Below are 23662 nucleotides of genomic sequence, written 5' to 3' on the forward strand. Positions count from 1 at the left end.
CCTGGAACAAAGTCTAGGAAGCGCACGCCCGCGCGTCCATCGCACAAATGGACTAGACCCACAGCCGGGCGTTGTGCGCAATACTCGCTCCATGCCCGCCAGCCTGCTGCTTGTAGACGACCACACCCTGTTTCGCACCGGGCTGCGCCTGATCGTGCAGGACCACCCGGCGGTGGACTCCATTTCCGAGGCCGGCACCGTGGCCGAAGCCTGTGCGCTGCAGCTGGACGCAGTGGATCTGGTGCTGCTGGACATCCAGATGCCCGGCATGAGCGGCCTGGACGGCCTGCGCCTCTTGCGCCAGGCCTGCCCCCGGGCGCGCATCGTGCTGGTGTCTGCCAGCGTGGCGCCCGACGCTGTTTACGAGGCGCGCATGCGCGGTGCCGACGGTTTCCTGCCCAAGTCGGCCAGTGGCGAGGATATTCTGGAGGCGATCACCTGCGCGCTGTCGGGCGCGCCCTGCTTTCCCGTCAACAGCGGCAACACCGCCACCACGCGCGGACCGGCCGCGCCCTCGCTGACGGCACGCCAGCTCGACGTGCTCTCGCTGCTGTGCACCGGCAAGCCCAACAAGGTGATTGCGCGCGATCTGGGGCTGAGCGAGAACACCGTGCGCGTTCATGTCGCCGCCATCTTTGCGCAGCTGGGTGTCAACAGCCGCAGCGCTGCCTTGCTGGCGGCCCAGCGGCTGGGCCTGTCGCTGCCGCCGCTGCATGATGCCGCCTGACACGCCGGAGGCCGCTGCGGGCTGGCCCTGGCCGTCGCTGCGCTGGGAGCGCGACGAGGTGCTGCGCGAGCAGGTCGCACTGCTGCGCCAGAACTTTCCCATGACCCTGGTGGCCTCCCTGGCCACGGCACTGGGCACGATGTGGGTGATGGACGGCGCGGTCGACCCGCAGGCGCTGACGGCCTGGCTGATCTCGCATGTGCTGGTCGTGATGGGGGTCTATCTCTCGCTGCGCAGCATGGACCCGACGACCGATCCCGCCCGCTGGTCGGCCTATAAGCTGATGGCCTGCATGGCCGGCATGGGCCTGAGTTGGGGCGGCCTGGGCCTGGTGGTGATGCACTGGGGCAACGCCAGCAGCGTGGTCTATGCCATTGGCATCGTCAGCACGGTGTCGTCCGGCGCCCTGGGGCTGGGAGCACCGCTGTACCGCGCCTACCTTGTCTACCTGAGCTGCGCCATTGGCAGCGTGCTGCTGGCCATTGCCCTGGCAGGTGGGCCGGTGCTGTGGCCCGCGCTGTTCCTCGTGCTGGTGTATTTCAGCCTGACCTGCATGCAGGCCAGCACGGCCGATACAGCCACCCGCCGCAGCATTGCCCTGAAACTGGAAAACCAGCGCCTGGTGGGAGAGCTGCGCGCCGAGTCCCAGCGCGCCCAGGCGGCGCAGCAGATCGCCGAAAAAGCCGATCGCGACAAGTCGCGTTTCCTGGCGGCGGCCAGCCACGACCTGCGCCAGCCGCTGCACGCCATGGGGCTGTTTCTGGAGAGCCTGCAGCGCAGCCCGCTGAACGAGCGCCAGCAGACGGTGCTGAACCATGCGTACGCCGCATCCAGCGCCGCAGCCGAAATGCTCACCACCTTGCTGGATTACTCGCGGCTGGAGGCCGGCGTGGTCAAGGTGCGCCCGTCGGCATTTGCCGTGCAGCCCCTGCTCACGGCCCTGGAGCAGGAGTTTGGCGTGCAGGCCGACAATGCCCGCCTTGTGTATCGCACCCGCGAGACCTCACTGGCCGCGCATGCCGACCGATCACTGGTGGGCCTGGTGATGCGCAACTTCATCTCCAATGCGCTGCGCTACACCACCCGGGGCGGCGTGCTGATTGCGTGCCGTCGGCGCGGCCAACGGGTGGCACTGGAGGTGTGGGACACCGGAATCGGCATTCCCCAGCACCAGTGGGACGACATTTTTCAGGAGTTCCTGCAGCTCGACAACCCGGAGCGCGACCGGCGCAAGGGCCTGGGCCTGGGCCTGGCCATCGTGCACCGGCTGGTGAACGAGATGGGGGGCACAACTGTCGAGTTGCGCTCGCGACCGGGCCGGGGCTCGGTGTTTCGCCTCTGGATGGATGCATGGGACGGCGCGCTGCAGGACGAAGCCACGCCGCTCCCCGAAGACCGCAGCCTGGAGGGCCTGCATGTGCTGGCCATTGACGACGACGAGGCGGTGCTTCTTGGAATGCAGTCGCTGCTGCAAAGCTGGGGTTGCCACTGCACCGTGGCCGGCTCGGGCGCCGAAGCACTGAAGCACCTGGGCGACGACACCCCCGATCTCATCATCACCGACTTCCGGCTGCGCCATGAGGAAACCGGCAAGCAGGTGCTGCAGGCACTGCGCACGCACCTGGGCACTGCAGTGCCGGCCATCATCATGACGGGGGACACCTCGCCCCAGCGCCTGCGCGATGCGCAAAGCACATCGGCCCTGCTGCTGCACAAGCCGGTTTCCACCGGCCAGCTGCGCGAAGCCATGGTGCAGCTCATCACCCAGCCGCAGCCCACCAACGCGGCCGGCTCCGCGATGCAGCCGGTTGACGACAACTCGGCTACAACCAGCGGCGCAGCAGGCCCATGATCTTGTCGAAGCGCGCGCCGTAAGGCGGGTAGAACAGCGAGCCCATGGCCCAGCGCGACTGCACCAGCACCGCCTTCTGGTGGCAAAAGCGCAGAAAACCCTGCTCGCCGTGGTAGGCGCCCCAGCCGCTTTCGCCCACACCGCCAAAGGGCAGGTTGTCGTGGGCGATGTGCATCAGCGTGTCGTTCACCGTGACGCCACCGCTCACGGTGCGGCGCAGCACATCGTCACGCACCGCATCGCTGCGGCCAAACCAGTACAGCGCCAGCGGGCGGGCCCCGCGTTGATGTGGGCCACGGCATCGTCCAGCCGCTCGTACGAAATCACGGGCAGGATGGGGCCAAAAATCTCCTCCTGCATCAGCGCCATGGCGGGCGTGGCGCCAAACACCAGCGAGGGCAGCATCTGGCGGCTGGCCCCGTCGCCCAGCGTGCCCACGGTGGCCGCCACGGGCTTGCCGCTGGCGGGGTCGATGGTGTGCACCTCGGCACCTTGCGTCTGGGCCTGCTGCAGCATGGTGCGCAGCCGCGCATAGTGGCGCGGGGTGATGATGGAGGCGTAATCGGGGTTGCCCTCGATGCTGGGAAACAACCGCGCCACCGCGGCCTGGTAGGCCTGGGAGAACTCGGCCTCGCGCCCGCGCGGCAGCAGCACGTAGTCGGGGGCAATGCAGGTCTGGCCCGCATTGAGCAGCTTGCCGTGGGCAATCTTGAGCGCGGCGTCCTGCATGTCGCAATCGGCATCCACAATGCACGGCGACTTGCCCCCCAGCTCCAGCGTGGTGGGCGTGAGGTGCTGCGCCGCTGCCTGCGCCACCTTGCGCCCCACTGCGGTGGAGCCGGTGAACACCAGGTGGTCGAACGGCAGCGAGGCCACCAGCGCTGCCGTGGCCGCATCGCCCTGCACCACGCAAAATTCATCCGCCGCAAAGAACTGCGCCACCAGCAGGGCCAGCTGCGCCGAGGTGTGGGGCGTGAGTTCGCTGGGCTTGAGCATGACGCGGTTGCCCGCCGCCAGTGCCGTGATGGCGGGGGCCAGCGCCAGTTGCACGGGGTAGTTCCACGGCGAAATCACGCCCACCACGCCCAGGGGCTGGCGCGCGATCCAGCCCGCGAGGGTTGCAAAAAGAGCGGCGTGCGCACCTTCTGCGGCTTCATCCAGCGCGCCAGATGGCGCAAAGTGTGCGACAGCAGCGTACGCAACACAAAAAAATCGGCCACCTCGGTCAAACGCGGCGAGCGCATGCCGAAATCGGCCTGCACGGCAGCGGCCAGCACGGGCCCATGCTCATCAAGCATCTTTTGCACGCGCAGCAGGCGCTCGCGGCGCACCAGCAGGGGCACGTCGGTGTGCTCGCGGCTGGCCTGGCGCTGAAGATTGAATTGGGCGCGGATGTCGTCAGGTGTCATGGCGGTCATCATAGAAGACAGCCCGCTGCCTGAAACGTAAGACCTGTTCCCGACTCGCCTGTTGCGGCTTCAGTGCAGCCCGCGCGTGTCACCCGATCCACCCGGCCCACCGGGCTCGCGCGGCTCCACATCCACCACCTCGTCGGCGCCGGGCAGCACGCCCGCGCGGCGCGTGGGCGTTTCGGAGGCGGGCGCGCGGCGCGTGGGCGTTTCGGCAGCGGGCGCGGTGCGCGCGGCCGACCACCGCCCGCTGGAGCGGTACACCGTGCTCCAGCCCGTGCGCGGATCGACCCGCATGGTCCAGGGCACCACGGGCCGGCCGGTGAGGCGCGCCCACAGCGCGCGCAGCGCCCAAGCCAGCGCGAGCACCAAGACGGCCGCCAGCAAACTCAGAAACATCACCAGTCCGGCCGCCACCAGCACGGCCCGGATGAGCCAGCGGGTCAGGCCGCCAAAAATTCGTTCAAACAACCTCCTCAGGCTTCAACCACTTTGACAAATCGGCGGTGGGCGCCCTGGCAACCAGCCCACCGCATTCCGGCAGATTCCACATTGCTTTAAACAAAAAAGGCTGCCAGCGCTTACACAGAAAGCGCTGGCAGCTATCACTTTTGAACTACCGCGACGCCCTGCCGCCCTGCCCTTTACGCCGCCGACGCCGTGCCGAAGTGGAACACGCCGGGCTCCTGCACCGGATCGACACCAACCGGGATCACGCTCTTGGGCGGGAAACGGCCTTCCAGCAGCAGCTTGGACAGCGGGTTTTCGATGCGCTGCTGGATCGCCCGCTTGAGCGGCCGCGCACCAAACACCGGGTCGAACCCCACCTTGGCCAGCTCCGCCAGGGCAGCGTCGGACACCTGCAGCTCCAGGTCCATCTTGGCCAGCCGGGTTTGCAGCAGCTGCAGCTGGATCTTGGCGATCTTGGCGATGTGCTGTGCGTCGAGCGCGTGGAACACCACCGTTTCATCGATGCGGTTCAAAAACTCGGGCCGGAAATGGTTCTTGAGCTCACCCCACACCGCTTCCTTGATGTCCTCGCTGTCCTGCCCCACCATGGCCTGGATCAGGTGCGAGCCAATGTTGCTCGTCATCACGATCACGGTGTTTTTGAAGTCCACGGTGCGACCCTGGCCGTCGGTCAGGCGGCCGTCGTCAAGCACCTGCAGCAGCACGTTGAACACGTCGGGGTGGGCCTTTTCCACTTCGTCGAGCAGCAGCACGCTGTAGGGCTTGCGGCGCACGGCCTCGGTGAGATAGCCGCCCTCTTCGTAGCCCACATAGCCGGGCGGTGCGCCAATCAGGCGGGCCACCGAGTGCTTCTCCATGAACTCGCTCATGTCGATGCGGATCAGGTGATCTTCGCTGTCAAACAAAAAGCCTGCCAGCGCCTTGCACAGCTCGGTCTTGCCCACGCCCGTGGGGCCGAGGAACAGGAAACTGCCCGTGGGCCGGTTCGGGTCACTCAGGCCCGAGCGCGAGCGCCGGATGGCGTTGGCCACGGCGGCAATCGCCTCGTTCTGGCCCACCACGCGCTCGTGCAGCTTGGTTTCCATCTGCAAGAGCTTGTCTTTTTCGCCCTGCATCATCTTGGCCACTGGGATGCCGGTTGCACGGCTCACCACCTCGGCGATTTCCTCGGCACCCACCTGGGTGCGCAGCAGGCGGTTGCCCTGGGCCGCACCGTCCTTGCCTTCTTCCTTGGCCTGGGCTTCCTTGAGCTGCTTTTCCAGATCGGGCAGCTTGCCATATTGCAGTTCGGCCACCTTGTTGAAGTCGCCCTTGCGCTTGAGTTCTTCGATCTGCAGCTTGACCTGCTCGACCTGCTCGCGCACATGCTGGCTGCCCTGGGCCTGGGCTTTTTCGGCCTGCCAGATCTCGTCGAGGTCGGCGATTTCTTTTTGCAGCGACTCGATTTCTTCCTCGATCAGGCCAAAGCGCTTTTGCGAGGCTTCGTCCTTCTCGCGGCGCACGGCCTCGCGCTCGATCTGCAGCTGGATCAGTCGGCGGTCGAGCTTGTCCATGACCTCGGGTTTGGAGTCGATCTCGATCTTGATCTTGGACGCAGCCTCGTCGATCAGGTCAATCGCCTTGTCGGGCAGGAAGCGGTCGGTGATGTAGCGGTGCGAGAGCTCGGCGGCGGCCACGATGGCCGGGTCGGTGATCTCCACGCCGTGGTGTACCTCGTATTTTTCCTGCAGGCCGCGCAGGATGGCAATGGTCGCCTCCACGGTGGGTTCGCCCACCAGGATCTTCTGGAAGCGGCGCTCCAGTGCGGCGTCCTTCTCGATGTACTTGCGGTATTCGTCGAGCGTGGTGGCACCCACGCAGTGCAGCTCGCCACGCGCCAGCGCAGGTTTCAGCATGTTGCCGGCGTCCATGGCGCCCTCGGCCTTGCCGGCGCCCACCATGGTATGCAACTCGTCGATGAAAACGATGGTCTGGCCTTCGTCCTGCGCCAGTTCCTTGAGCACGGTTTTCAGGCGCTCCTCGAACTCGCCGCGGTATTTGGCGCCGGCCAGCAGCGCCGCCATGTCAAGGCTCAACACCCGCTTGCCCTTGAGCGACTCGGGCACCTCGCCAGCCACGATGCGCTGGGCCAGGCCTTCCACGATGGCGGTCTTGCCCACGCCGGGCTCGCCGATCAGCACCGGGTTGTTCTTGGTGCGCCGTTGCAGCACCTGGATGGCGCGGCGGATCTCGTCGTCGCGGCCGATCACCGGGTCGAGCTTGCCCATGCGCGCGCGCTCGGTCAGGTCGATGCAGTATTTTTTCAGCGCCTCGCGCTGGCCTTCGGCCTCGGCGCTGTCCATCTTCTGGCCGCCACGCACGGCGTCAATGGCGGCTTCCAGGCTCTTGCGCGTGAGGCCGTTTTCCTTGGCGATCTTTGCGGCATCACCCTTGCTGTCGATCACGGCCAGCAAAAACAGCTCGCTGGCGATGAACTGGTCGCCGCGCTTGATGGCCTCTTTCTCGGTGGCCTGCAGCACGCGGCCCAGCTCGGGCCCGCCCTGCACCTGGTCCTGGCCCTGCACGGAAGGCAGGCGCTTGACGGCGGCTTCGGCCGCAGCCAGCAGGCCGGGCACATTGGCGCCCGCGCGCTGCAGCAGCGCCCTGGGGCCGTCATCCTGCTTGAGCATGGCCACGAGCATGTGCACGGGCTCGATGTAGGCGTTGTCATTGCCCAGCGCAATGCTCTGGGCATCGCTCAGGGCTTCCTGGAACTTGGTGGTGAATTTGTCGAGACGCATGGTCCATATCCTCCGAATTGCAGAGCACTTGGGGCGCTGCGTGCCTGATTTCAAGACAGTGCTGCGGCGGCAGGATTGACCTGCGTCAGTGAATCGCCCAAGCGCCATCGCCTGCGAAAATACTTTTTTGATAGCTACCAGCGCTTTACCAACAAGCGCTAGCGGCCAATTTCATCCAATTTATTCAGGGCAAGGCAGCAACAGCCCCTTCAGGCATTGCGGGCCGTGATGCCCCAGCGCGCCAGCGCGGCGTCGTCGCTCACGCGCGCATCCACCCAGCGGGCGCCCTGCGCCGTCTGCTCCTTCTTCCAGAACGGCGCCTGCGTCTTGAGGTAGTCCATCAAAAATTCACAGGCCTGAAAGCTCTGGCCGCGGTGGGCGCTGGTCACCGCGACCAGCACGATCTGGTCGAGTGGCTGCAGCAACCCCACGCGGTGGATCACGCGGGCACCAAAGATGTCAAAGCGCCGGAAAGCCTCATCCACCATGGCTTCGATGGATTTTTCGGTCATGCCGGGGTAGTGCTCCAGCTCCATCGAAGCCACGGCATCGCCTTCGTTGCGGTCGCGCACCGTGCCCACAAAGCTGCAAACCGCGCCCACGCCCTTGTCACCACGCCGCAGGGCGTCGAGTTCGGCGGACACATCAAAGTCTTGCGTCTGGATAGATACACGGGGCAGGTTCATGGCAGGCTCAACAACGGGCGAAATCAAGGGCTGGACGATCGCATCAGCCATCACGGCGAGCGGTGCAGGCGCGGTGCGGCCAGCAGCGCACGCTCTTCCTCCACCACCTGCTGCAGCTGCTGCAGCGCGGGCGATGGCGGCAGCTGGGCCAACAGCCCCTGCAGGCGCGTAACGTCGCCCACGCTGGGCGCCACCTTGATCTGCGCCGACGCCGCCGCCAGGTTGCCGCTGCGCACCAGCGCCATCACCTTGGCGGGCCATTCACTCTTGGTTCGTGCCATGGGAAGGTTTTTTGAAGGGGAAAGGGATTGTCTGTAGCATTCGCCCGCACTGTAACCCCAACCTGCCCATGGCCACGCAAACCATCACCACCGCCAGCTACAAGCTGTTTCCATCACCCCGCAACCAGCACCGCAACGCCGTCTTCGAGCACGAAGTGTTTGTGCCCCACCCCTATGCGCTGATCGATCTGCCCAGCATGCACCTGGCCGGCAAATACACCCTGTTTGCAGCCTGCCGGCTGTCGGACATGAAGATGGGGCAACTGGTGACATTCGAGCTGGCGGCCGATGGAGCAAAGTTCGAGCGGCTGTTCACCCCCGACTGAGCGATGCCCATGGACGACGACAACCAGATCCACGTTCCGCCCTCGTTCATAGCGGTGTACTCCGACGCGCGCGGGCGGCTCACCGAAAAGTCCGATGCGGTGCGCACCCGCTACGAGCTGTGCGAAGACCTCGCGGGCCACCTGGTGGAGCACGCGCAGACGCTGTACCACGTGCAGGCGCCGTCCGAGTCCGAGATTTTGCGGCGCATCCATGCCGGTTTGTGCACGGCCGAATCGGGCGTTTCGGTAGCCGAGGCCACCTGGATCGTCACGCGGCTGGCCGAACTGCTGGTGTGGCAATGCCCCGAACTTGCCCCCGCGAAGGACGCAACGGCGAGTGACTGACGGATTGCGCTGCCACTCCATTGCAGCCTCCAGGTATCTGCGCGCAGCGATCAGAGCGACAGAATCCATTTCACGAGCTGTTTGGCCTCGTCTTCACTGACCAAGGGCCGCTCGGAATCGTCGGGCATCTTGGCGATACCCCAATGCCGGCCACCCCCATCGACACTGCCCTTGCGAATGGTGGCCACCAAGGTTTTCTCGGCGCTCGGATCACCTTTCCACCGAATCGCAATCTTCTGGAATGCAGGGCCCGCTCCATCCTTGGTTACCGAGTGACATTGCATGCATTGTTTTTCGTCCGCGAGCTGGGGGTTGGCCCATGCAGAAAAGCCCATACCCAGCAAACCTGCTACGACGATGAGGTGGAGCGTCTTCATAAATTTCCCCTTGCGGCTTGGCGACATGCCACAAGCAAGATATTCCTGACGCAATCGCACGTCAATTGACCCGCGACCAAATGCAATCGCAGTATCGACATGCGTCAACGCAACACGGGGAGATACGCAGGCCGACTTTCGGGGGCTGCAGCAGTGCGGGAGCGCACATCAGACTCCAGGCCATGGTGCACCTGGATACCACCGGCACTATTCAACGGTGGCACAGTGCCGAGACACAGCCGGTCGGGCCGATCCGGCTCCCCCAACTATCCCCCCGTCACGGGCGGGAAAAAAGCCACCTCGGCTCCATCGGCCAAAAGCGCCGACTCTTCGCTCAAGGTCTGGTTGAGCGCCATGCGCACCGCACGGCCACGTGCGAGGCTGGTGGCATGGGCACCACCGCGGGCAATGAGCTCGTCGCGCAAGGCGCCCAGCGTGGCGGCACTGGTTTGCACCGGCTCTTGTCCCGCGCCGATGGCCTCGCGGATAGAAGCGAAATAGCGCACCGTGATCTTCATGACAACAGCTCCGAAAACGCGATGAACTGCACGGTATCACCCGGTGCAATGGTTTTGCCGGCCGGGTTGTCCACCACGCCATCGCCCCAGGCGGCCGAGGTGAGCACGCCCGAGCTCTGGTTGTCGAACAGGTCCAGTCCACCCGTGGCGTTGTGCCGCACCCGCAAGAACTCACGGCGTTTGTCGGCCTTGGGCCAAGTGAAATCGGCGCGAGCAGCTATGGATTGAGGAGCAACACTCTGCACACCCTGCAGCCGCAGCACAAACGGCCGCACCAGCAGCGCAAAGGTCAGGAAGCTCGACACCGGGTTGCCCGGCAAGCCCATGAAATGCGCGCGGCCGTTGTCGCGCGGAATCTGGCCATAGGCAAACGGCTTGCCCGGCTTCATGGCGATCTGCCACAAATCGAGCGACCCGAGCGACTCCACGGCCGGCTTGATGTGGTCTTCCTCGCCCACGCTCACGCCGCCGCTGGTCAGGATCAGGTCGTGCACGCCGCTGGCAGCGCGCAGGGCGTCGATGGTGGCGTCGCGGCGGTCGGGCACGATGCCGAAGTCGGTGACCTCGCAGCCCAGGCGCAGCAGCATGGCGCGCAAAAAGAAACGGTTGCTGTTGTAGATGGCGCCGGGGCGCATCTGCTCGGGCGGCACATCGCCAGGCATGACCAGTTCGTCGCCGGTGGAGAACAGCGCCACGCGCGGGCGGCGCGCCACCTGCAATTGCGCCAGCCCGATGCTTGCGGCCAGGCCCAGCTCGGCGGGCGTCAGGCGCGTGCCGGCCCGCAGCACCACTGCGCCGCGCGTGATGTCCTCGCCGGCACGGCGAATCCACTGGCCCGGCCGCGGCACGGCGTTGATGCGCACGCGGCCATCTTCCAACGCCTCGCAGTCTTCCTGCATCAGGATGGCATTGGCGCCCTCAGGCACGGGAGCGCCGGTGAAGATGCGCGCCGCCGTGCCGGGCTGCAGGGGCTCGCCCGCGCTGCCCGCTGCAATGCGCTGTGACACGGGCAGTTCAGCCCCCACGGCCGCCACATCGGCGCAGCGCACGGCGTAGCCATCCATCGAGCTGTTGTCCTGCGGCGGCACATGCAGCATCGAGGTGCAGTCCTGCGCCAGCACGCGGCCGTCGGCATCGAAGGTGGTGACCGTGTCGGCGCCTGCCAGGGGCGTGGCATGGCCGAGCAGCTCGGCCAGTGCGTCATCGAGCGGTTTGAGAGGCTTCATCGGGGGGCGCATGGCGACAGGTCTCCGTGCAGGTCCCATTGGTAGTCAAAGCGGTCGGCATGCTGCAAGAGCCAGTCGACCACCTGGGCGGGCGCGTTGAGGTCGAGCACGGGCCGCTGGGTGGGCACGGGCAACTGCTGGGGTGCGTCGGTGGCGACAGCCACGATGAAATCGTCGTGGGGATAGCGAACCGGCCGCGCCACCTGGCCAGGCTCGGGGGCACGCCAGACCTCGATCTTGGGCAGATCGCTTTCCTTGAAACCCTCGACCAGCACCCAGTCAACGCCCTGGTACAGCTCGGCCAGCAACTGGTGCACGCTGAGCTGGGCGGGTTGCTCGAACTCACGGATCAGGGCCAGGCGCCGGTCTGATGCTGCCACCACCTCGAAGGCGCCCGCCTCACGGTGGCGGTACGTGTCTTTGCCCGGATGGTCGATGTCGAAACTGTGGTGCGCATGCTTGACCACCGACACCCGCAGCCCGCGCAGCCGCAGCTCGGGGATGACCTGCTCGACCAGCGTGGTCTTGCCGCTGCCGGAGAAACCGGCAAAGCCTACAACCTTCATCCAATGCTCCTCTGAATAGCTATGCTATTTATAGCTGCCAGCGCTTAACAGACAAGCGCTAGGGGCATTTTTCGTGCAAAACAGTTGTGACCGCTGCACGCACGGCCGCCGCTTACTGGCAGTGCCGTTCGATATACGCCTTGACCAGCAGCACATCGGCCGGCATGACCTGCACACGCTTGGGCAAGGCCTCGATGCCGGCGAACTTTTCGGGCCGCTCGGGCGCATGGCCCAGCGCCTCCTCAATGGTTTCGGCAAACTTGATGGGCAAAGCCGTTTCCAGCACGATCATCGGCACCGCCGGGTTGCCCCGGTGCTCGCGGGCCACCTTCACGCCATCGGCGGTGTGGGTGTCGATGGTCACGCCAAAGCGGTTGTAGGTGTCGCGGATGGTGGCCAGGCGGTCGGCATGGGTGCTCTTGCCGCTTTCAAAGCCGTATTTCGCCGCAGCGTCGGCAAAGAGCGGGTCGGCGCTCAGGTCAAAGCGGCCATAGGTTTGCAAGGCGGCGCTGAACAAGGCCTTGGTGCGCTGGCCATTGCGCCCCAGCAGGTCAAAAATGAACCGCTCGAAGTTGCTGGCCTTGCTGATGTCCATCGAGGGGCTCGATGTCTCGTGCGTATCGGCGCTGCTGCGCACGCGGTACACACCGGTGCGAAAGAACTCGTCGAGCACGTCGTTCTCGTTCGTCGCCACCACCAGCTTGGCGATGGGCAGGCCCATCATGCGCGCCACATGGCCGGCGCAGATGTTGCCGAAGTTGCCGCTGGGCACGGTGAAGCTGACCTTCTGGTCGTTCGTTTCCGTTGCCTGCACGTAGCCCGCGAAGTAGTACACCACCTGCGCCAAAAGGCGCGCCCAGTTGATGGAATTGACGGTGCCGATCTTGTACTTGCGCTTGAACTCGAGATCGTTGCTGACGGCCTTGACGATGTCCTGGCAGTCGTCGAACACGCCTTCGATGGCGATGTTGTGGATGTTCTCGTCCTGCAGGCTGAACATCTGCGCCTGCTGAAAGGCGCTCATGCGGCCGTGCGGGCTGGTCATGAAGACGCGCACGCCCTCTTTGCCGCGCATGGCGTATTCGGCGGCGCTGCCGGTGTCGCCACTGGTGGCGCCCAGGATGTTGAGCTGCTCCCCACGGCGCTTGAGCTCGTACTCGAACAGGTTGCCCAATAGCTGCATGGCCATGTCCTTGAAGGCCAGCGTGGGGCCGTTGGACAGGGCTTCGAGCCACAGGCCGTCTTCCAGGTGGCGCAACGGCACGATCTCGCCGGTGCCAAACACCTCGGCGGTGTAGGTCTTGGCGCACAGGGCGCGCAGGTCGGCGGCAGGAATGTCGTCGATGTAGAGCGACAGGATCTGGAACGCCAGCTCGGCGTAGCCCTGCTCGTGGTAAGCCTTGCGCAGGCGGGTGAGGGCTGCGTCGTCGATCTGCGGGTAATGCTCGGGCAGGTACAGCCCGCCATCGGGCGCCAGGCCTTCGAGCAGGATGTCGCAGAAATGCTTGCGATCAGGATGACCGCGTGTGGAGAGGTACAGCATGGCGTTCGTTGTGCGTGTTGTGCTTGCGGCGCTCAGTTCAGCTCTTCCTTGCGGATGCGCGTGATGGGGGCCAGCACCGTGGGAAGCTGCTGCATCTGGGCGATGGCGTCGTTCATGGTGCCTTCGCGCGTGTCGTGCGTGAGGATGATGAGGTCGGTTTGCGTGGAACCTTCGCCGCCCACTTCGTCGGCCTCGCGCTGCAGCACGGCGTCGATGCTGATGCCGGCGTCGGCCAGGATGCCCGTCACCTTGGCCAGCACGCCGGCCTGGTCTGCCACGCGCAGGCGCAGGTAGTAGCTGGTGACCACTTCGCTCATGGGCAGCACGGGCAGCTCGCTCATGGCTTGGTCCAGGGTGTGTGGCTGGAAGGCCAGGTGCGGCACGCGGTTGAGCGGGTCCACAGTGTGCAGGCGCGTGATGTCCACCAGGTCGGCAATCACGGCGCTGGCCGTGGGCTCGGAGCCCGCGCCCTTGCCGTAGTACAGCGTGGCGCCCACGGCGTCGCCCTGCACCACCACGGCATTCATGGCGCCCTCCACGTTGGCGATCAGGCGCTTGGATGGCACCAGGCTGGGGTGCACGCGCAGCTCGATGCCCTTGTCCACGCGCTTGGTGATGCCCAGGAGCTTGATGCGATAGCCCAGTTGCTCGGCGTATTTGATGTCGGTGGCGCTGAGCTGGGTGATGCCTTCAACATAGGCCTTGTCGAACTGCACCGGGATGCCAAAGGCGATGGCGCTCATGATGGTGGCCTTGTGGGCGGCGTCCACGCCTTCAATGTCGAAGGTTGGGTCGGCTTCGGCATAGCCCAGGCGCTGCGCATCTTTCAGGGCGGCATCAAAGTCCAGGCCCTTGTCGCGCATTTCGGAGAGGATGAAGTTGGTGGTGCCGTTGATGATGCCGGCCAGCCACTGGATGCGGTTGGCCGTGAGGCCCTCGCGCAGCGCCTTGATGATGGGGATGCCCCCCGCCACGGCGGCTTCAAACGCCACCATCACGCCCTTGGCCGACGCAGCGGCAAAAATCTCGGTGCCGTGCACGGCCAGCAGCGCCTTGTTGGCCGTGACCACATGCTTGCCGGCGGCGATGGCTTCGAGCACCAGCGCCTTGGCAATGCCGTAGCCGCCAATCAGCTCGATGACGATGTCGATCTCGGGGTTGGCGATGACGGCGCGCGCGTCGCTCACCACCTGTACGCCCTCGCCCACCACTTTCCTGGCGCGCTCCACGTCAAGGTCGGCCACCATGGTGATCTCGATGCCCCGGCCCGCGCGGCGGCGGATTTCTTCCTGGTTGCGTTGCAGCACGTTGAAGACGCCGCTGCCGACGGTGCCAATGCCCAGCAGGCCTACTTGGATCGGTTTCATGGAAAAGTTACCAGTCAAAATGTGCCGCACCGCTTTATCTATAAGCGCAAGCAGCTATCAAAAAAAGAGTATCAGTCGGTACCGAAGCGCTTGCGGTACTGCTCGAGAAAGCGCGCCACGCGGCCAATGGCCTCGCGCAGGTCGTCCTCATGGGGCAGGAACACGATGCGGAAATGGTCGGGCCAGGCCCAGTTGAAGCCCGTGCCCTGGACCAGCATGACCTTGGTTTCCTGCAGCAGCTCCAGAAAGAACTGCTGGTCGTCCTTGATCGGATAAATCACCGGATCAAGGCGCGGAAACATGTACAGCGCCGCCTGGGGCTTCACGCAGGTCACCCCGGGAATGGCAGTGATGAGCTGGTAGGCCAGGTCACGCTGCTTGCGCAGGCGGCCGCCCTCGCCCACCAGTTCGTTGATGCTCTGATAACCGCCCAGGGCCGTCTGCACGGCCCACTGGCCGGGCACGTTGGCGCACAGGCGCATGTTCGAGAGCATGTTCAGGCCCTCGATGTAGTCGCGGGCAGGCTTCTTGTCGCCCGACACCACCAGCCAGCCAGCGCGGTAACCGCAGGAGCGGTAGCTCTTGGACAGCGAGTTGAAGGTGAGTGTGAGCACGTCCTCACTCAGGCTGCCCAGCGCGGTGTGGCGCGCGCCGTCGTACAGCACCTTGTCGTACACCTCGTCGGCAAAGATGACCAGGCCATGTTCGCGGGCGATGGCGACGATGCCCCTGAGCAGCTCGTCCGAATACAGCGCGCCGGTGGGGTTGTTGGGATTGATGACCACGATGCCCTTGGTGCGGGGCGTGACCTTGGAGCGGATGTCATCGAGGTCGGGCATCCAGCCATTGGCTTCGTCACACAGGTAATGCACGGGCGTGCCGCCCGACAGGCTGGCCGCCGCCGTCCACAGCGGGTAGTCGGGCGAGGGCAGCAGCAACTCGTCGCCGGTGTCGAGCAGCGCATTGGTGGCCATCACGATGAGCTCGCTGGCGCCGTTGCCCAGATAAATGTCGTCCAGCGTGACGCCCTTGACGCCCTGTTTTTGCGTCTCGTGCATCACGGCCTTGCGCGCCGCAAAAATGCCCTTGCTGTCCGAGTACCCGGCCGAGTTGGGCAGGTTGCGGATCATGTCCTGCTGAATCTCTTCGGGGGCATCAAAACCAAACACCGCCAGGTTGCCGATGTTGAGCTTGATGATCTTGTGGCCGTCTTCCTCCATCTGCCGGGCCGCGTCCATGATGGGGCCCCGGATGTCGTAGCAGACGTTGGCGAGCTTGGCGGATTTATGGACGGTTTTCATGGGCTGACGTGGGAGTGCGGTGGGGTCAGAGACCTGCCAGCGCCCGGGGCGCCTTGGCGAAACCTATAATTTGACCACAGATCGACCGCGCCCCAGAGGCCACCGCGCCCCGCAAAGCCCCACTCTGCGGTCCGCCGCAACCCAACCCAGCCCTCGCATGAAATTTCAGCCCGAACCGTCCACAGCGCAGACCATCCGTGCCTACGGCCCCGGCTGGATTGGTATGGATGCGGACAAGATCACCACCAGCATCATCCTGGGTTCGGGCGGCCTGCGCATGGCCTGGCCGTGCACCCGCTTCGAAGACCTGACGCCCGATCATTTCGCCCAGCTGGCCACCCTGGAGGCCGAACTGATCATCTTTGGCAGCGGCGTGCGCAACCGTTTTCCGCCGCCAGCGTGGCTGCAGCCGCTGATGGCCCGGCGCCTGGGCCTCGAAACCATGGACACCCCCGCCGCCTGCCGCACCTACAACATCCTCGCCAGCGAAGGCCGCAACGTGGTGGCAGCGCTCATCCTCGAAGCGCCAGGGCCTTAAGGTCAGCAGATTGGCCCCAGGGTGATTTCAGGGTAAAATCGCCGGTTGCGGTCGGGGGCACCACCAAGAGCAATAACACCCCAGCTCCCCCGGCTTTTCAACGACTACATCCTGAGAGATAGAAGTGCCATGGCGATCGTTGTCAACAAACCCCTCCCTGAATTTGAAGCCAACGCGACTGGTGGAATCAAGGTTTCCAACACCTCCCACCTGGGCCAGATTGTGATTCTGTACTTCTATCCCAAGGACAACACGCCCGGTTGCACCACGGAAGCCATGCAGTTCCGCGACAGGTACAAGGACTTTGCCAAGGCGGGCGCGGCGGTTTTCGGCGTCTCGCGCGACAACATGAAGTCGCACGACGAGTTCAAGGAAAAGCTGGAACTGCCCTTCGAACTTATCGCCGACACCGAAGAAAAAATGTGCCACATGTTCGGCGTGGTCAAGAACAAGATCATGTACGGCAAGAAGGTCAAGGGTATCGAGCGCAGCACCTTCCTGATCGGGCCCGATGGCATTCTCCACAATGAGTGGCGCGGCCTCAAGGTGCCAGGCCATGTGGACGAAGTGCTCAAGGCGGTCAAGACCATCAAGGCCCTGAAAAAGGCCGCCTGAAGCCCACCGTTGCATGCACCCCACACGGATCGCGGACGCCTTCCGCAATCCGACATGGTGCATGGGCATAATGGTTCGATGCTTCTGAAAACAGCAACGCGTTTTTTCTCCCCCAAAGCCGCCTTGGTCTCCAGGCGGCTTTTTGCTTTCTGAACACCCCACTGCCCGAGGCTCTGCCACCATGCCCCTGCCCCCAGCCCCCAGCCGGCGCGCTGCCCTGCTTGCTCCTGAAGACTACGACGCCGTCGCACGCCCCCGTCACACCCAAGATCTGCTCCCCGACGTTGCACTGAAGGCAGAACCGGCCAGCCGGGGCGGCCGCAAAAGCGAGCGCAGCCAGGCCGCCGTCGTCGAACTCGCTGCTCCGGCCCTCATCCAGGTCGAGACCAAGTCGCGCACGCCTGCCCCCACTCCCGCGCCGGCCGTGGCCCCCGCACCCGCCGCGCGCCGCTCCACCAGCACGCGCAGCAATGGCGCTGGCAAAACCGCTGCCACCGGCGTGGTCACGACACCCGTTGCATCGTCACGCAGCAAAAAATCGGCACCACAAGGGCCGGCCAAGTTGTTTGTGCTGGACACCAACGTGCTGCTGCACGACCCGACCAGCCTGTTCCGCTTTGAGGAACACGACATCTTCCTGCCGATGATCGTGCTGGAAGAGCTCGACGGCCACAAGAAGGGCATGACCGAAGTGGCGCGCAACGGCCGCCAGGCCAGCCGCACGCTCGACGCCCTGGCCGCCGCTCCAGGCGCCGACATGGCCAAGGGCCTCAAGCTCGATTCCACGGGCCAGCGCGCCGCCGGCGGCCACCTGTTCTTCCAGACGGTGCCGCTCGACTACAGCCTGCCCACCAGCCTGCCGCAAGGCAAGGCCGACAACCAGATCCTGGGCGTGGTGGAAGCGCTGCGCAAGCTGCATGCCCCGCGCGAAGTGGTGCTGGTGTCCAAGGACATCAACATGCGTGTCAAGGCGCGTGCCCTGGGCCTGAACGCCGAGGACTACCAGAACGACAAGACGCTGGAAGATGGCGACCTGCTCTACTCTGGCGTGCTGGCGCTGCCCGCCGATTTCTGGGTGAAAAGCGGCAAGAACGTGGAGAGCTGGCAAAGCGGCGCGCACACCTACTACCGCATCGGTGGTCCCATCGTGCCGCAACTGCTGATCAACCAGTTCGTTTACTTTGAGGCACCGGGCGAGCCCAGCCTGTTTGCCCGGGTCAGTGAGATCCGTGAGAAGACAGCGGTGCTGCAGACGCTCAAGGACTATGGCTCGGCCAAGCATGCCGTGTGGGGCGTGACCACACGCAACCGCGAGCAGAACTACGCCATGAACCTGCTCATGGACCCCGAGGTCGATTTCGTCACGCTGACCGGCACGGCCGGCACCGGTAAGACCCTGCTGGCGCTGGCGGCCGGTCTCACGCAGGTGCTGGATGACCGCCGTTACACCGAAATCATCATGACCCGCGCCACCGTGAGCGTGGGCGAGGACATCGGCTTTCTGCCCGGCACCGAAGAGGAAAAGATGGGCCCCTGGATGGGCGCGCTGGACGACAACCTGGAGTTCCTGGCCAAGGGCGACGGTGGCAACGCCGGCGAATGGGGCCGTGCGGCGACCAATGAGTTGATCCGCAGCCGCATCAAGATCAAGAGCATGAACTTCATGCGCGGCCGCACCTTCCTGAACAAGTACGTGATCATCGACGAGGCGCAAAACCTCACGCCCAAGCAGATGAAGACACTGATCACGCGCGCCGGCCCCGGAACCAAGATCATCTGCATGGGCAACCTCGCGCAGATCGACACACCCTACCTCACCGAAGGCTCGTCCGGCCTGACCTACGCGGTGGACCGCTTCAAGGGCTGGCCGCACAGCGGCCACATCACGCTGGCGCGCGGCGAGCGCTCACGCCTGGCAGACTTCGCCAGCGAGGTGCTGTAAAGATGGCCGTGGGCTGGGTTGCGGCCCTCAAGCTGGTGCCCTGGGGCGACGTCCTGGAGGCGACGCCCCAGATTTTGCAGGCGGCCAAAAAGCTGCTGGGCAGCACGCGGCAGGGCACTGCGGATGCCGCTGCCGGCACGCTGGCGGGTGCGGGCGACGCAGCCACGCCCCCGGTCGCCCTGCAACTGCAGCAATTGCGCGAGCGTGTGGCACGCCTGGAGCAGGAGCAGCAGGAGTCAGCCATCCTTATCCAGTCCCTGGCCGAACAGAATGCCCAGGTGGTCCAGGCGGTGGAAGTGCTACGCCTTCGCAACCAGCGCCTCACTGCGGCCATCGCGGTGCTGGGGGCGGTGTGCGCGGGGCTACTGGTGTGGGCACTGCGGCAGTAGCGCAGGTGGGCGTCGTAAAACGCTTCTATTTTGATAGCTTCTCGCGCTTATCCATCAAGGGCGGATTCAAGTCCAAGTGCAACAAATATTCATTAATGCACTGAATCAGGCTGTTGTGTCAGCCGGGCCAAATGTTCGGCATAAACCTCAATGGGCTTGCTCCACCCCAGAGTCATCCTGGGGCGCCCATTGAGCTCATCGGCTACGGCATCCAGATACTGCTGGCTATAGCCGCTCAGATCAGTCCCCTTGGGGAAGTACTGCCGCAGCAATCCATTGGTGTTTTCGTTGGAGCCCCGCTGCCAGGGGCTGTAGGGGTCACAGAAGTACACCTTCATGCCCGTGTTCTCGGTGAGCTTGGCATGCTCTGCCATCTCACTGCCACGGTCATAGGTCAGGCTCTGGCGCATCGGGCTGGCAATGCCATTGAGCTTGTCGCTGAAGGCCTGCAGTACATGTGCCGCTGTCGCCGGGTTGGGGTGCGGCAGCTTGACCAGCACCACCAGGCGGGTCGTGCGCTCGAGCAGCGTGCCAATGGCACTGGCATTGCCTTTGCCCTTGATGAGGTCGCCCTCCCAGTGCCCGGGCAACTGACGATCCTCAATCTCGGGTGGGCGCACATGGATGCTCAGCAGGTCGGTGATTTGCCCACGCCGATCCTCGCCTTTGGAGCGCGGCCAGCGCTTGGCGCGGGCCATGCGCAAGCAGGCCACCAGCTCCTTCTTGAGCTCTCCGCGGGGCTGGGCGTAGATGCAGGTGTAGATGCTCTCGTGGGACACTTGTTTGCGCTTGTTGTCAGGGTGCAGTTTCTTCAACTGCCCAGCGATTTGCTGGGGAGACCAGTGCCGGAGCAGATAGTCGCGAACGATCTTGAACAAAGGTCCATCGCGGTGCAGTTTGGGCTGGGGACGGGCAAAGCATCTGCGCCTGTCGCTGCGTTGCTGGGCGAACTTGGAGGTGTAGGCCTTGGCGCCCGCATTACGTTGGCATTCCCGGCTGATGGTGCTCTTGCAGCGCCCCAAGGCCCGCGCTATGGCGCTGAGGCTTTGCTTTTGCTGAAGCCCCAAGGCGATCGCATGGCGCTCGCTCTCGCTCAACTGCTGGTAATTCTTCTTTGTCATCTTGACCTCAATTCTCGGTGTTGCACTTCGGAATTGAGGCCGCCAAGCGCTAGCGGCCATTTTTATCAGAAATCGTCGCCCGACCCCATCGCCAGGCTCTCAAAGCGCGTCTGCGACTTCTGGAAGAACAGCTTCACGGTGCCGGTAGGGCCGTTACGCTGTTTGCCGATGATGACCTCGGCCACGTTCGGCTCTTTGCTGTCCTTGTTGTAGTAGTCGTCGCGGTAGATGAACATGATGATGTCGGCATCCTGCTCGATGGCGCCCGATTCGCGCAGGTCACTCATCATGGGGCGCTTGTCGGTGCGCTGCTCTACCGAGCGGTTGAGCTGCGACAGCGCAATCACCGGACACTGCAGCTCCTTGGCCAGCATCTTCAGGCCCCGCGAAATTTCACCCAGCTCGGTGGCCCGGTTTTCGCCCTGAGAACCGCTAGAGCCACTCATCAGCTGCAAATAGTCCACCACGATCAGGCCCAGCTTGCCGCACTGGCGCGCCAGGCGCCGCGCATTGGCGCGCAGCTCACTGGGCGTAAGACCCGGTGTTTCGTCGATGTGCAGCGACACCGTGCGCAACTTTTCGATGGCTTCGGTCAGGCGCGGCCATTCTTCATCACTGAGCTTGCCGGTGCGCAGGTTGCCCTGGTTGATGCGGCCAATCGAGCCGACGATACGCACGGCCAACTGGGCAGCGCCCATTTCCATCGAGAAGATAGCCACGGGCAGGCCTTCGTTCAGCGCCACATGCTCGGCAATGTTCACCGCAAACGCCGTTTTACCCATGGACGGGCGCGCAGCCAGCACCACCATGTCGCCGGCCTGCAGGCCCGAGGTCATGCGGTCCAGGTCGACAAACCCCGTGGGCACGCCGGTGATGTCATTGGGGTTGTCCGCCATCTCCTGCACGCGGTCGAGCAGGTCCACCACCAGGGTGTCCATGGCCTGAAAGCCCTGCTTCATGCGCGAGCCTTCTTCACCGATGTTGAAGATTTTTTGCTCGGCCTCGTCGAGGATCTTGTCCACCGGCTTGCCCTGCGGGTTGAAGGCGTTGGTGGCGATTTCGTCGCTGGCCGTGACCAGCTTGCGCAGAATGGCCCGCTCGCGCACGATCTCGGCGTAGCGGCGGATGTTGCTGGCGCTGGGCACATATTGCGCCAGGTTGTTCAGGTACCCCAAGCCACCGATTTCCTCGGCCTTTCCCAGCCCCTGCAGCTGCTCATACACCGTGATCACATCGGCCGGCTTGCTGCCATTGATCAGGCCGCCAATGGCGGCATAGATCAGCTTGTGCTCGTAGCGGTAGAAGTCGCCATCCTTGAGCAGATCGCCCACACGGTCCCAGGCATTGTTATCGAGCAGCAGCCCGCCGAGCACACTCGACTCCGCCTCGATCGAGTGCGGAGGCACGCGCAGCTGGGCAATCTCGCGGTCCGGCATGGATGGAGCGAAACCATGGTCATCGAGCGGGGGGAAAACAGCGGACATGGGGTTCCTTGGGACAAGCCTTCGATGCTAGCGCAGAGCAGCCTGACGGGATGGGGACAAGCCTGTGAATAACCAGGGGGCAGACTGTGGGTGGCCCTGTATGAACACGGCGCGCCAAAAGCAAAAGCCGCCCGAAGGCGGCTTTTGCGGCAGGTCACGAATGACGATCAGGCGGTTTCGCCATAGACCGACACGTTGACTTCCACGACCACATCAGTGTGCAGAGCCACGCTGACAGCAGTTTCGCTGACAACCTTGATGGGACCGTTGGGCAGGCGGATCTGGGCCTTGGCGACCTTGTAGCCTTGCTTGTTCAGCTCTTCGGCGATGTCATGGTTGGTCACGGAACCAAACAGACGGCCGTCCACGCCAGCCTTTTGCGTCAGCTTGACGGTCGTGCCGGCGAGCTTCTCGCCTTGGGCCTGGGCTTCTGCCAGCTTGGCGGCAGCAGCCTTTTCGAGTTCGACGCGCTTGGCTTCAAACTCAGCCTTGTTGGCTTCGGTGGCGCGACGGGCACGGCCCGAAGGAATCAGGAAGTTGCGGGCGTAGCCGTCCTTGACCTTGACGATTTCGCCGAGGTTGCCGAGGTTCACAACCTTGTCGAGCAGGATGATTTGCATGGGTTGTGCTCCTTAGATCTTGTGCTGGTCGCTGTAAGGCACCAGGGCCAGGAAGCGGGCGCGCTTGATGGCGGTGTTCAGCTGACGCTGGAAGATGGCGCGCGTGCCGGTCAGGCGTGCGGGGATGATCTTGCCGTTTTCGGCGATGAAATCGCGCAGCGTGTCGACATCCTTGTAGTCGATTTCTTCAACGCCCGTCACCGTGAAGCGGCAAAAGCGCTTGCGCTTGAACAGCAGGGACTGGGTGTTGCGCTTTGGGCGCTTGTCTTTGTTGAACTTCTTGAACGTGGCCATTGCGGACCCCTTGCAAATTAATTTTGTTGAATATCCTGGATGTGGAGCACTGCGTTCTTGCCATTGCGTGGTGTGGCCAGAAATCCACTGAAAGTCCAGAGACTTCCGATGTTCTGTCTTGCCAGACGCTCGGCCATTGCACCAAAGGCAACGGCTTTCATGGCGGCCTTGACGTCCCGGGGCTGACCTGCTTCAGACTGGCTTGACTCGTGTTCAAGTCGCAGCGCAATGGCAGGCAATCCGGCGGGCGTGTAGCGCAAGGCCTCGGCCTCGGCGATACAGGCGGTCAAGACAACGCGGTTTTCCACTCCTCAGGCGGAACTGTCAATCAGCGATCAGCAGAACGCTCGGCGCGGTCGCCACGATCACCACCGCGTTCGCCCGCAGCGGCGTATTCGGCTTGGCTGACCTTGCGGGCTTCTTCGCGCTCGACGGTCTTCATCATCGAAGACGGGCCGGTGTCAGCCTTCTTCTTCTGAACCGTCAGGTGGCGCAACACGGCGTCGTTGAACTTGAAGGCGTGCTCCAGTTCAGCCATCACGGCCTGGTCGGCTTCGATGTTCACGCACAGATAGTGGGCCTTGGCCAGCTTGTTGATCAGGTACGCCAGTTGACGGCGGCCCCAGTCTTCCACGCGGTGCACCTTGCCACCGCCAGCGGTGATCATGCCCTTGTAGCGCTCCAGCATGGCTGGAACTTGTTCGCTTTGATCCGGATGGATCAACAAAATGATTTCGTAATGACGCATGCATACTCCTTCTGGGTAAGACCACCCGTTGCGTCCCAATCCTTTGTGGATTGTGCGGTGTGGCAAGGCAAAGCCGGTGATTATAGCCCGCATCCTGGCGCTTGTACACTCACGCCCTCACCGACGCGTTTTTGCG

The 23662-nt window shown here is 64.2% G+C and carries 25 protein-coding genes and 1 pseudogene; 8 read left to right on the plus strand and 18 right to left on the minus strand.

The genetic code is table 11. The annotated features are described in order from the left end of the window. The first annotated feature begins 91 nt into the window (after positions 1 to 91). Complete coding sequence (locus tag CBP34_RS14085) at positions 92 to 727, plus strand: response regulator (protein WP_086912999.1); 636 nt, start codon at positions 92 to 94, stop codon at positions 725 to 727. After that, a complete protein-coding gene (locus CBP34_RS14090; RefSeq protein ID WP_094098406.1) occupies positions 714 to 2579 on the plus strand; it encodes a hybrid sensor histidine kinase/response regulator in 1866 nt (621 codons plus the stop codon). Before CBP34_RS14085 ends, CBP34_RS14090 begins: the two co-directional genes overlap by 14 nt. On the opposite strand, the pseudogene CBP34_RS14095 reads toward CBP34_RS14090, so the two are convergent. The 5 genes and pseudogenes from CBP34_RS14095 to CBP34_RS14115 form a co-directional block, all read right to left on the minus strand. Beyond that, positions 2551 to 3988 (minus strand): annotated as a pseudogene (locus CBP34_RS14095) (coniferyl aldehyde dehydrogenase). The gene CBP34_RS14090 and the pseudogene CBP34_RS14095 overlap by 29 nt on opposite strands. A 69-nt stretch (positions 3989 to 4057) precedes the next feature. Further along, positions 4058 to 4459: a hypothetical protein gene (locus CBP34_RS19585; protein ID WP_418134677.1), complete on the minus strand. Its 402-nt coding sequence runs from the start codon at positions 4457 to 4459 to the stop codon at positions 4058 to 4060. Between the two features lie 173 nt (positions 4460 to 4632). Continuing rightward, a complete protein-coding gene (gene clpB, locus CBP34_RS14105) occupies positions 4633 to 7239 on the minus strand; it encodes an ATP-dependent chaperone ClpB (protein ID WP_094098407.1) in 2607 nt (868 codons plus the stop codon). A gap of 209 nt (positions 7240 to 7448) precedes the next feature. After that, on the minus strand, positions 7449 to 7925 hold the full coding sequence (locus CBP34_RS14110) for a molybdenum cofactor biosynthesis protein MoaE (RefSeq protein WP_167372736.1): 477 nt from the start codon (positions 7923 to 7925) through the stop codon (positions 7449 to 7451). Positions 7926 to 7975: 50 nt separating this feature from the next. Then, on the minus strand, positions 7976 to 8206 hold the full coding sequence (locus CBP34_RS14115; RefSeq protein ID WP_086913003.1) for a hypothetical protein: 231 nt from the start codon (positions 8204 to 8206) through the stop codon (positions 7976 to 7978). A 68-nt stretch (positions 8207 to 8274) separates the two neighbouring features. On the opposite strand from CBP34_RS14115, the gene CBP34_RS14120 reads away from it, so the two are divergent. Both CBP34_RS14120 and CBP34_RS14125 read left to right on the plus strand, forming a co-directional pair. Further along, entirely contained in the window at positions 8275 to 8532 is a 258-nt protein-coding gene (locus CBP34_RS14120) for a hypothetical protein (RefSeq protein ID WP_086927857.1), read from the plus strand. Positions 8533 to 8541: 9 nt separating this feature from the next. After that, the gene (locus CBP34_RS14125; RefSeq protein ID WP_094099191.1) at positions 8542 to 8877 is read left to right on the plus strand and encodes a hypothetical protein; all 336 of its coding nucleotides are present in this window, start codon (positions 8542 to 8544) and stop codon (positions 8875 to 8877) included. A 50-nt stretch (positions 8878 to 8927) separates the two neighbouring features. On the opposite strand, the gene CBP34_RS14130 is transcribed toward CBP34_RS14125, so the two are convergent. From CBP34_RS14130 to CBP34_RS14160, 7 genes are all read right to left on the minus strand, one after another. Further along, entirely contained in the window at positions 8928 to 9254 is a 327-nt protein-coding gene (locus tag CBP34_RS14130) for a c-type cytochrome (RefSeq protein ID WP_086928787.1), read from the minus strand. A 266-nt stretch (positions 9255 to 9520) separates the two neighbouring features. Beyond that, the gene (gene moaD / locus CBP34_RS14135; RefSeq protein ID WP_094098408.1) at positions 9521 to 9772 is read right to left on the minus strand and encodes a molybdopterin converting factor subunit 1; all 252 of its coding nucleotides are present in this window, start codon (positions 9770 to 9772) and stop codon (positions 9521 to 9523) included. Next, on the minus strand, positions 9769 to 10998 hold the full coding sequence (locus CBP34_RS14140; protein WP_418134678.1) for a molybdopterin molybdotransferase MoeA: 1230 nt from the start codon (positions 10996 to 10998) through the stop codon (positions 9769 to 9771). The genes moaD and CBP34_RS14140 overlap by 4 nt, the downstream gene beginning before the upstream one ends. Next, positions 10995 to 11564 (minus strand): molybdopterin-guanine dinucleotide biosynthesis protein B, encoded by a 570-nt coding sequence (gene mobB / locus CBP34_RS14145; RefSeq protein ID WP_094098410.1) that lies wholly within the window; start codon positions 11562 to 11564, stop codon positions 10995 to 10997. The genes CBP34_RS14140 and mobB overlap by 4 nt, the downstream gene beginning before the upstream one ends. A 112-nt stretch (positions 11565 to 11676) precedes the next feature. Then, the gene (gene thrC / locus CBP34_RS14150; RefSeq protein WP_094098411.1) at positions 11677 to 13107 is read right to left on the minus strand and encodes a threonine synthase; all 1431 of its coding nucleotides are present in this window, start codon (positions 13105 to 13107) and stop codon (positions 11677 to 11679) included. A 32-nt stretch (positions 13108 to 13139) separates the two neighbouring features. Continuing rightward, a complete protein-coding gene (locus tag CBP34_RS14155; RefSeq protein WP_094098412.1) occupies positions 13140 to 14474 on the minus strand; it encodes a homoserine dehydrogenase in 1335 nt (444 codons plus the stop codon). A 71-nt stretch (positions 14475 to 14545) separates the two neighbouring features. Further along, on the minus strand, positions 14546 to 15775 hold the full coding sequence (locus CBP34_RS14160) for a pyridoxal phosphate-dependent aminotransferase (RefSeq protein WP_086913012.1): 1230 nt from the start codon (positions 15773 to 15775) through the stop codon (positions 14546 to 14548). Between the two features lie 157 nt (positions 15776 to 15932). Between CBP34_RS14160 and CBP34_RS14165 the strand changes: the two genes are divergently transcribed. The 4 genes from CBP34_RS14165 to CBP34_RS14180 all read left to right on the plus strand — a co-directional run bounded on the left by CBP34_RS14165 (position 15933) and on the right by CBP34_RS14180 (position 19259). Next, the gene (locus tag CBP34_RS14165; protein WP_086927864.1) at positions 15933 to 16313 is read left to right on the plus strand and encodes an Mth938-like domain-containing protein; all 381 of its coding nucleotides are present in this window, start codon (positions 15933 to 15935) and stop codon (positions 16311 to 16313) included. A gap of 129 nt (positions 16314 to 16442) precedes the next feature. Next, positions 16443 to 16928 carry a peroxiredoxin gene (locus CBP34_RS14170; RefSeq protein ID WP_086913014.1) on the plus strand — a complete coding sequence of 162 codons (486 nt, stop codon included), beginning with the start codon at positions 16443 to 16445 and terminating at the stop codon, positions 16926 to 16928. Positions 16929 to 17109: 181 nt separating this feature from the next. Further along, entirely contained in the window at positions 17110 to 18870 is a 1761-nt protein-coding gene (locus CBP34_RS14175; RefSeq protein ID WP_094098413.1) for a PhoH family protein, read from the plus strand. A gap of 2 nt (positions 18871 to 18872) precedes the next feature. Next, positions 18873 to 19259, plus strand: a complete 387-nt coding sequence (locus tag CBP34_RS14180; RefSeq protein WP_094098414.1) for a hypothetical protein — start codon at positions 18873 to 18875, stop codon at positions 19257 to 19259. A 92-nt stretch (positions 19260 to 19351) separates the two neighbouring features. On the opposite strand, the gene CBP34_RS14185 is transcribed toward CBP34_RS14180, so the two are convergent. The 6 genes from CBP34_RS14185 to rpsF form a co-directional block, all read right to left on the minus strand. Further along, entirely contained in the window at positions 19352 to 20380 is a 1029-nt protein-coding gene (locus CBP34_RS14185) for an IS30 family transposase (RefSeq protein ID WP_094098415.1), read from the minus strand. A 65-nt stretch (positions 20381 to 20445) separates the two neighbouring features. Further along, positions 20446 to 21864 (minus strand): replicative DNA helicase, encoded by a 1419-nt coding sequence (gene dnaB / locus CBP34_RS14190; protein WP_094098416.1) that lies wholly within the window; start codon positions 21862 to 21864, stop codon positions 20446 to 20448. A 167-nt stretch (positions 21865 to 22031) separates the two neighbouring features. Beyond that, positions 22032 to 22484 (minus strand): 50S ribosomal protein L9, encoded by a 453-nt coding sequence (gene rplI / locus CBP34_RS14195; RefSeq protein ID WP_094098417.1) that lies wholly within the window; start codon positions 22482 to 22484, stop codon positions 22032 to 22034. Positions 22485 to 22496: 12 nt separating this feature from the next. Next, a complete protein-coding gene (gene rpsR / locus CBP34_RS14200; RefSeq protein ID WP_005795932.1) occupies positions 22497 to 22778 on the minus strand; it encodes a 30S ribosomal protein S18 in 282 nt (93 codons plus the stop codon). A gap of 17 nt (positions 22779 to 22795) precedes the next feature. Further along, a complete protein-coding gene (gene priB, locus CBP34_RS14205) occupies positions 22796 to 23086 on the minus strand; it encodes a primosomal replication protein N (RefSeq protein ID WP_087744402.1) in 291 nt (96 codons plus the stop codon). 20 nt (positions 23087 to 23106) lie between these two features. Then, positions 23107 to 23526 carry a 30S ribosomal protein S6 gene (rpsF, locus tag CBP34_RS14210; RefSeq protein ID WP_094098418.1) on the minus strand — a complete coding sequence of 140 codons (420 nt, stop codon included), beginning with the start codon at positions 23524 to 23526 and terminating at the stop codon, positions 23107 to 23109. Positions 23527 to 23662: the final 136 nt, after the last annotated feature.

This window comes from Acidovorax carolinensis, from assembly GCF_002157145.1.
In the GTDB taxonomy this organism is placed as follows: domain Bacteria; phylum Pseudomonadota; class Gammaproteobacteria; order Burkholderiales; family Burkholderiaceae_C; genus Acidovorax; species Acidovorax carolinensis.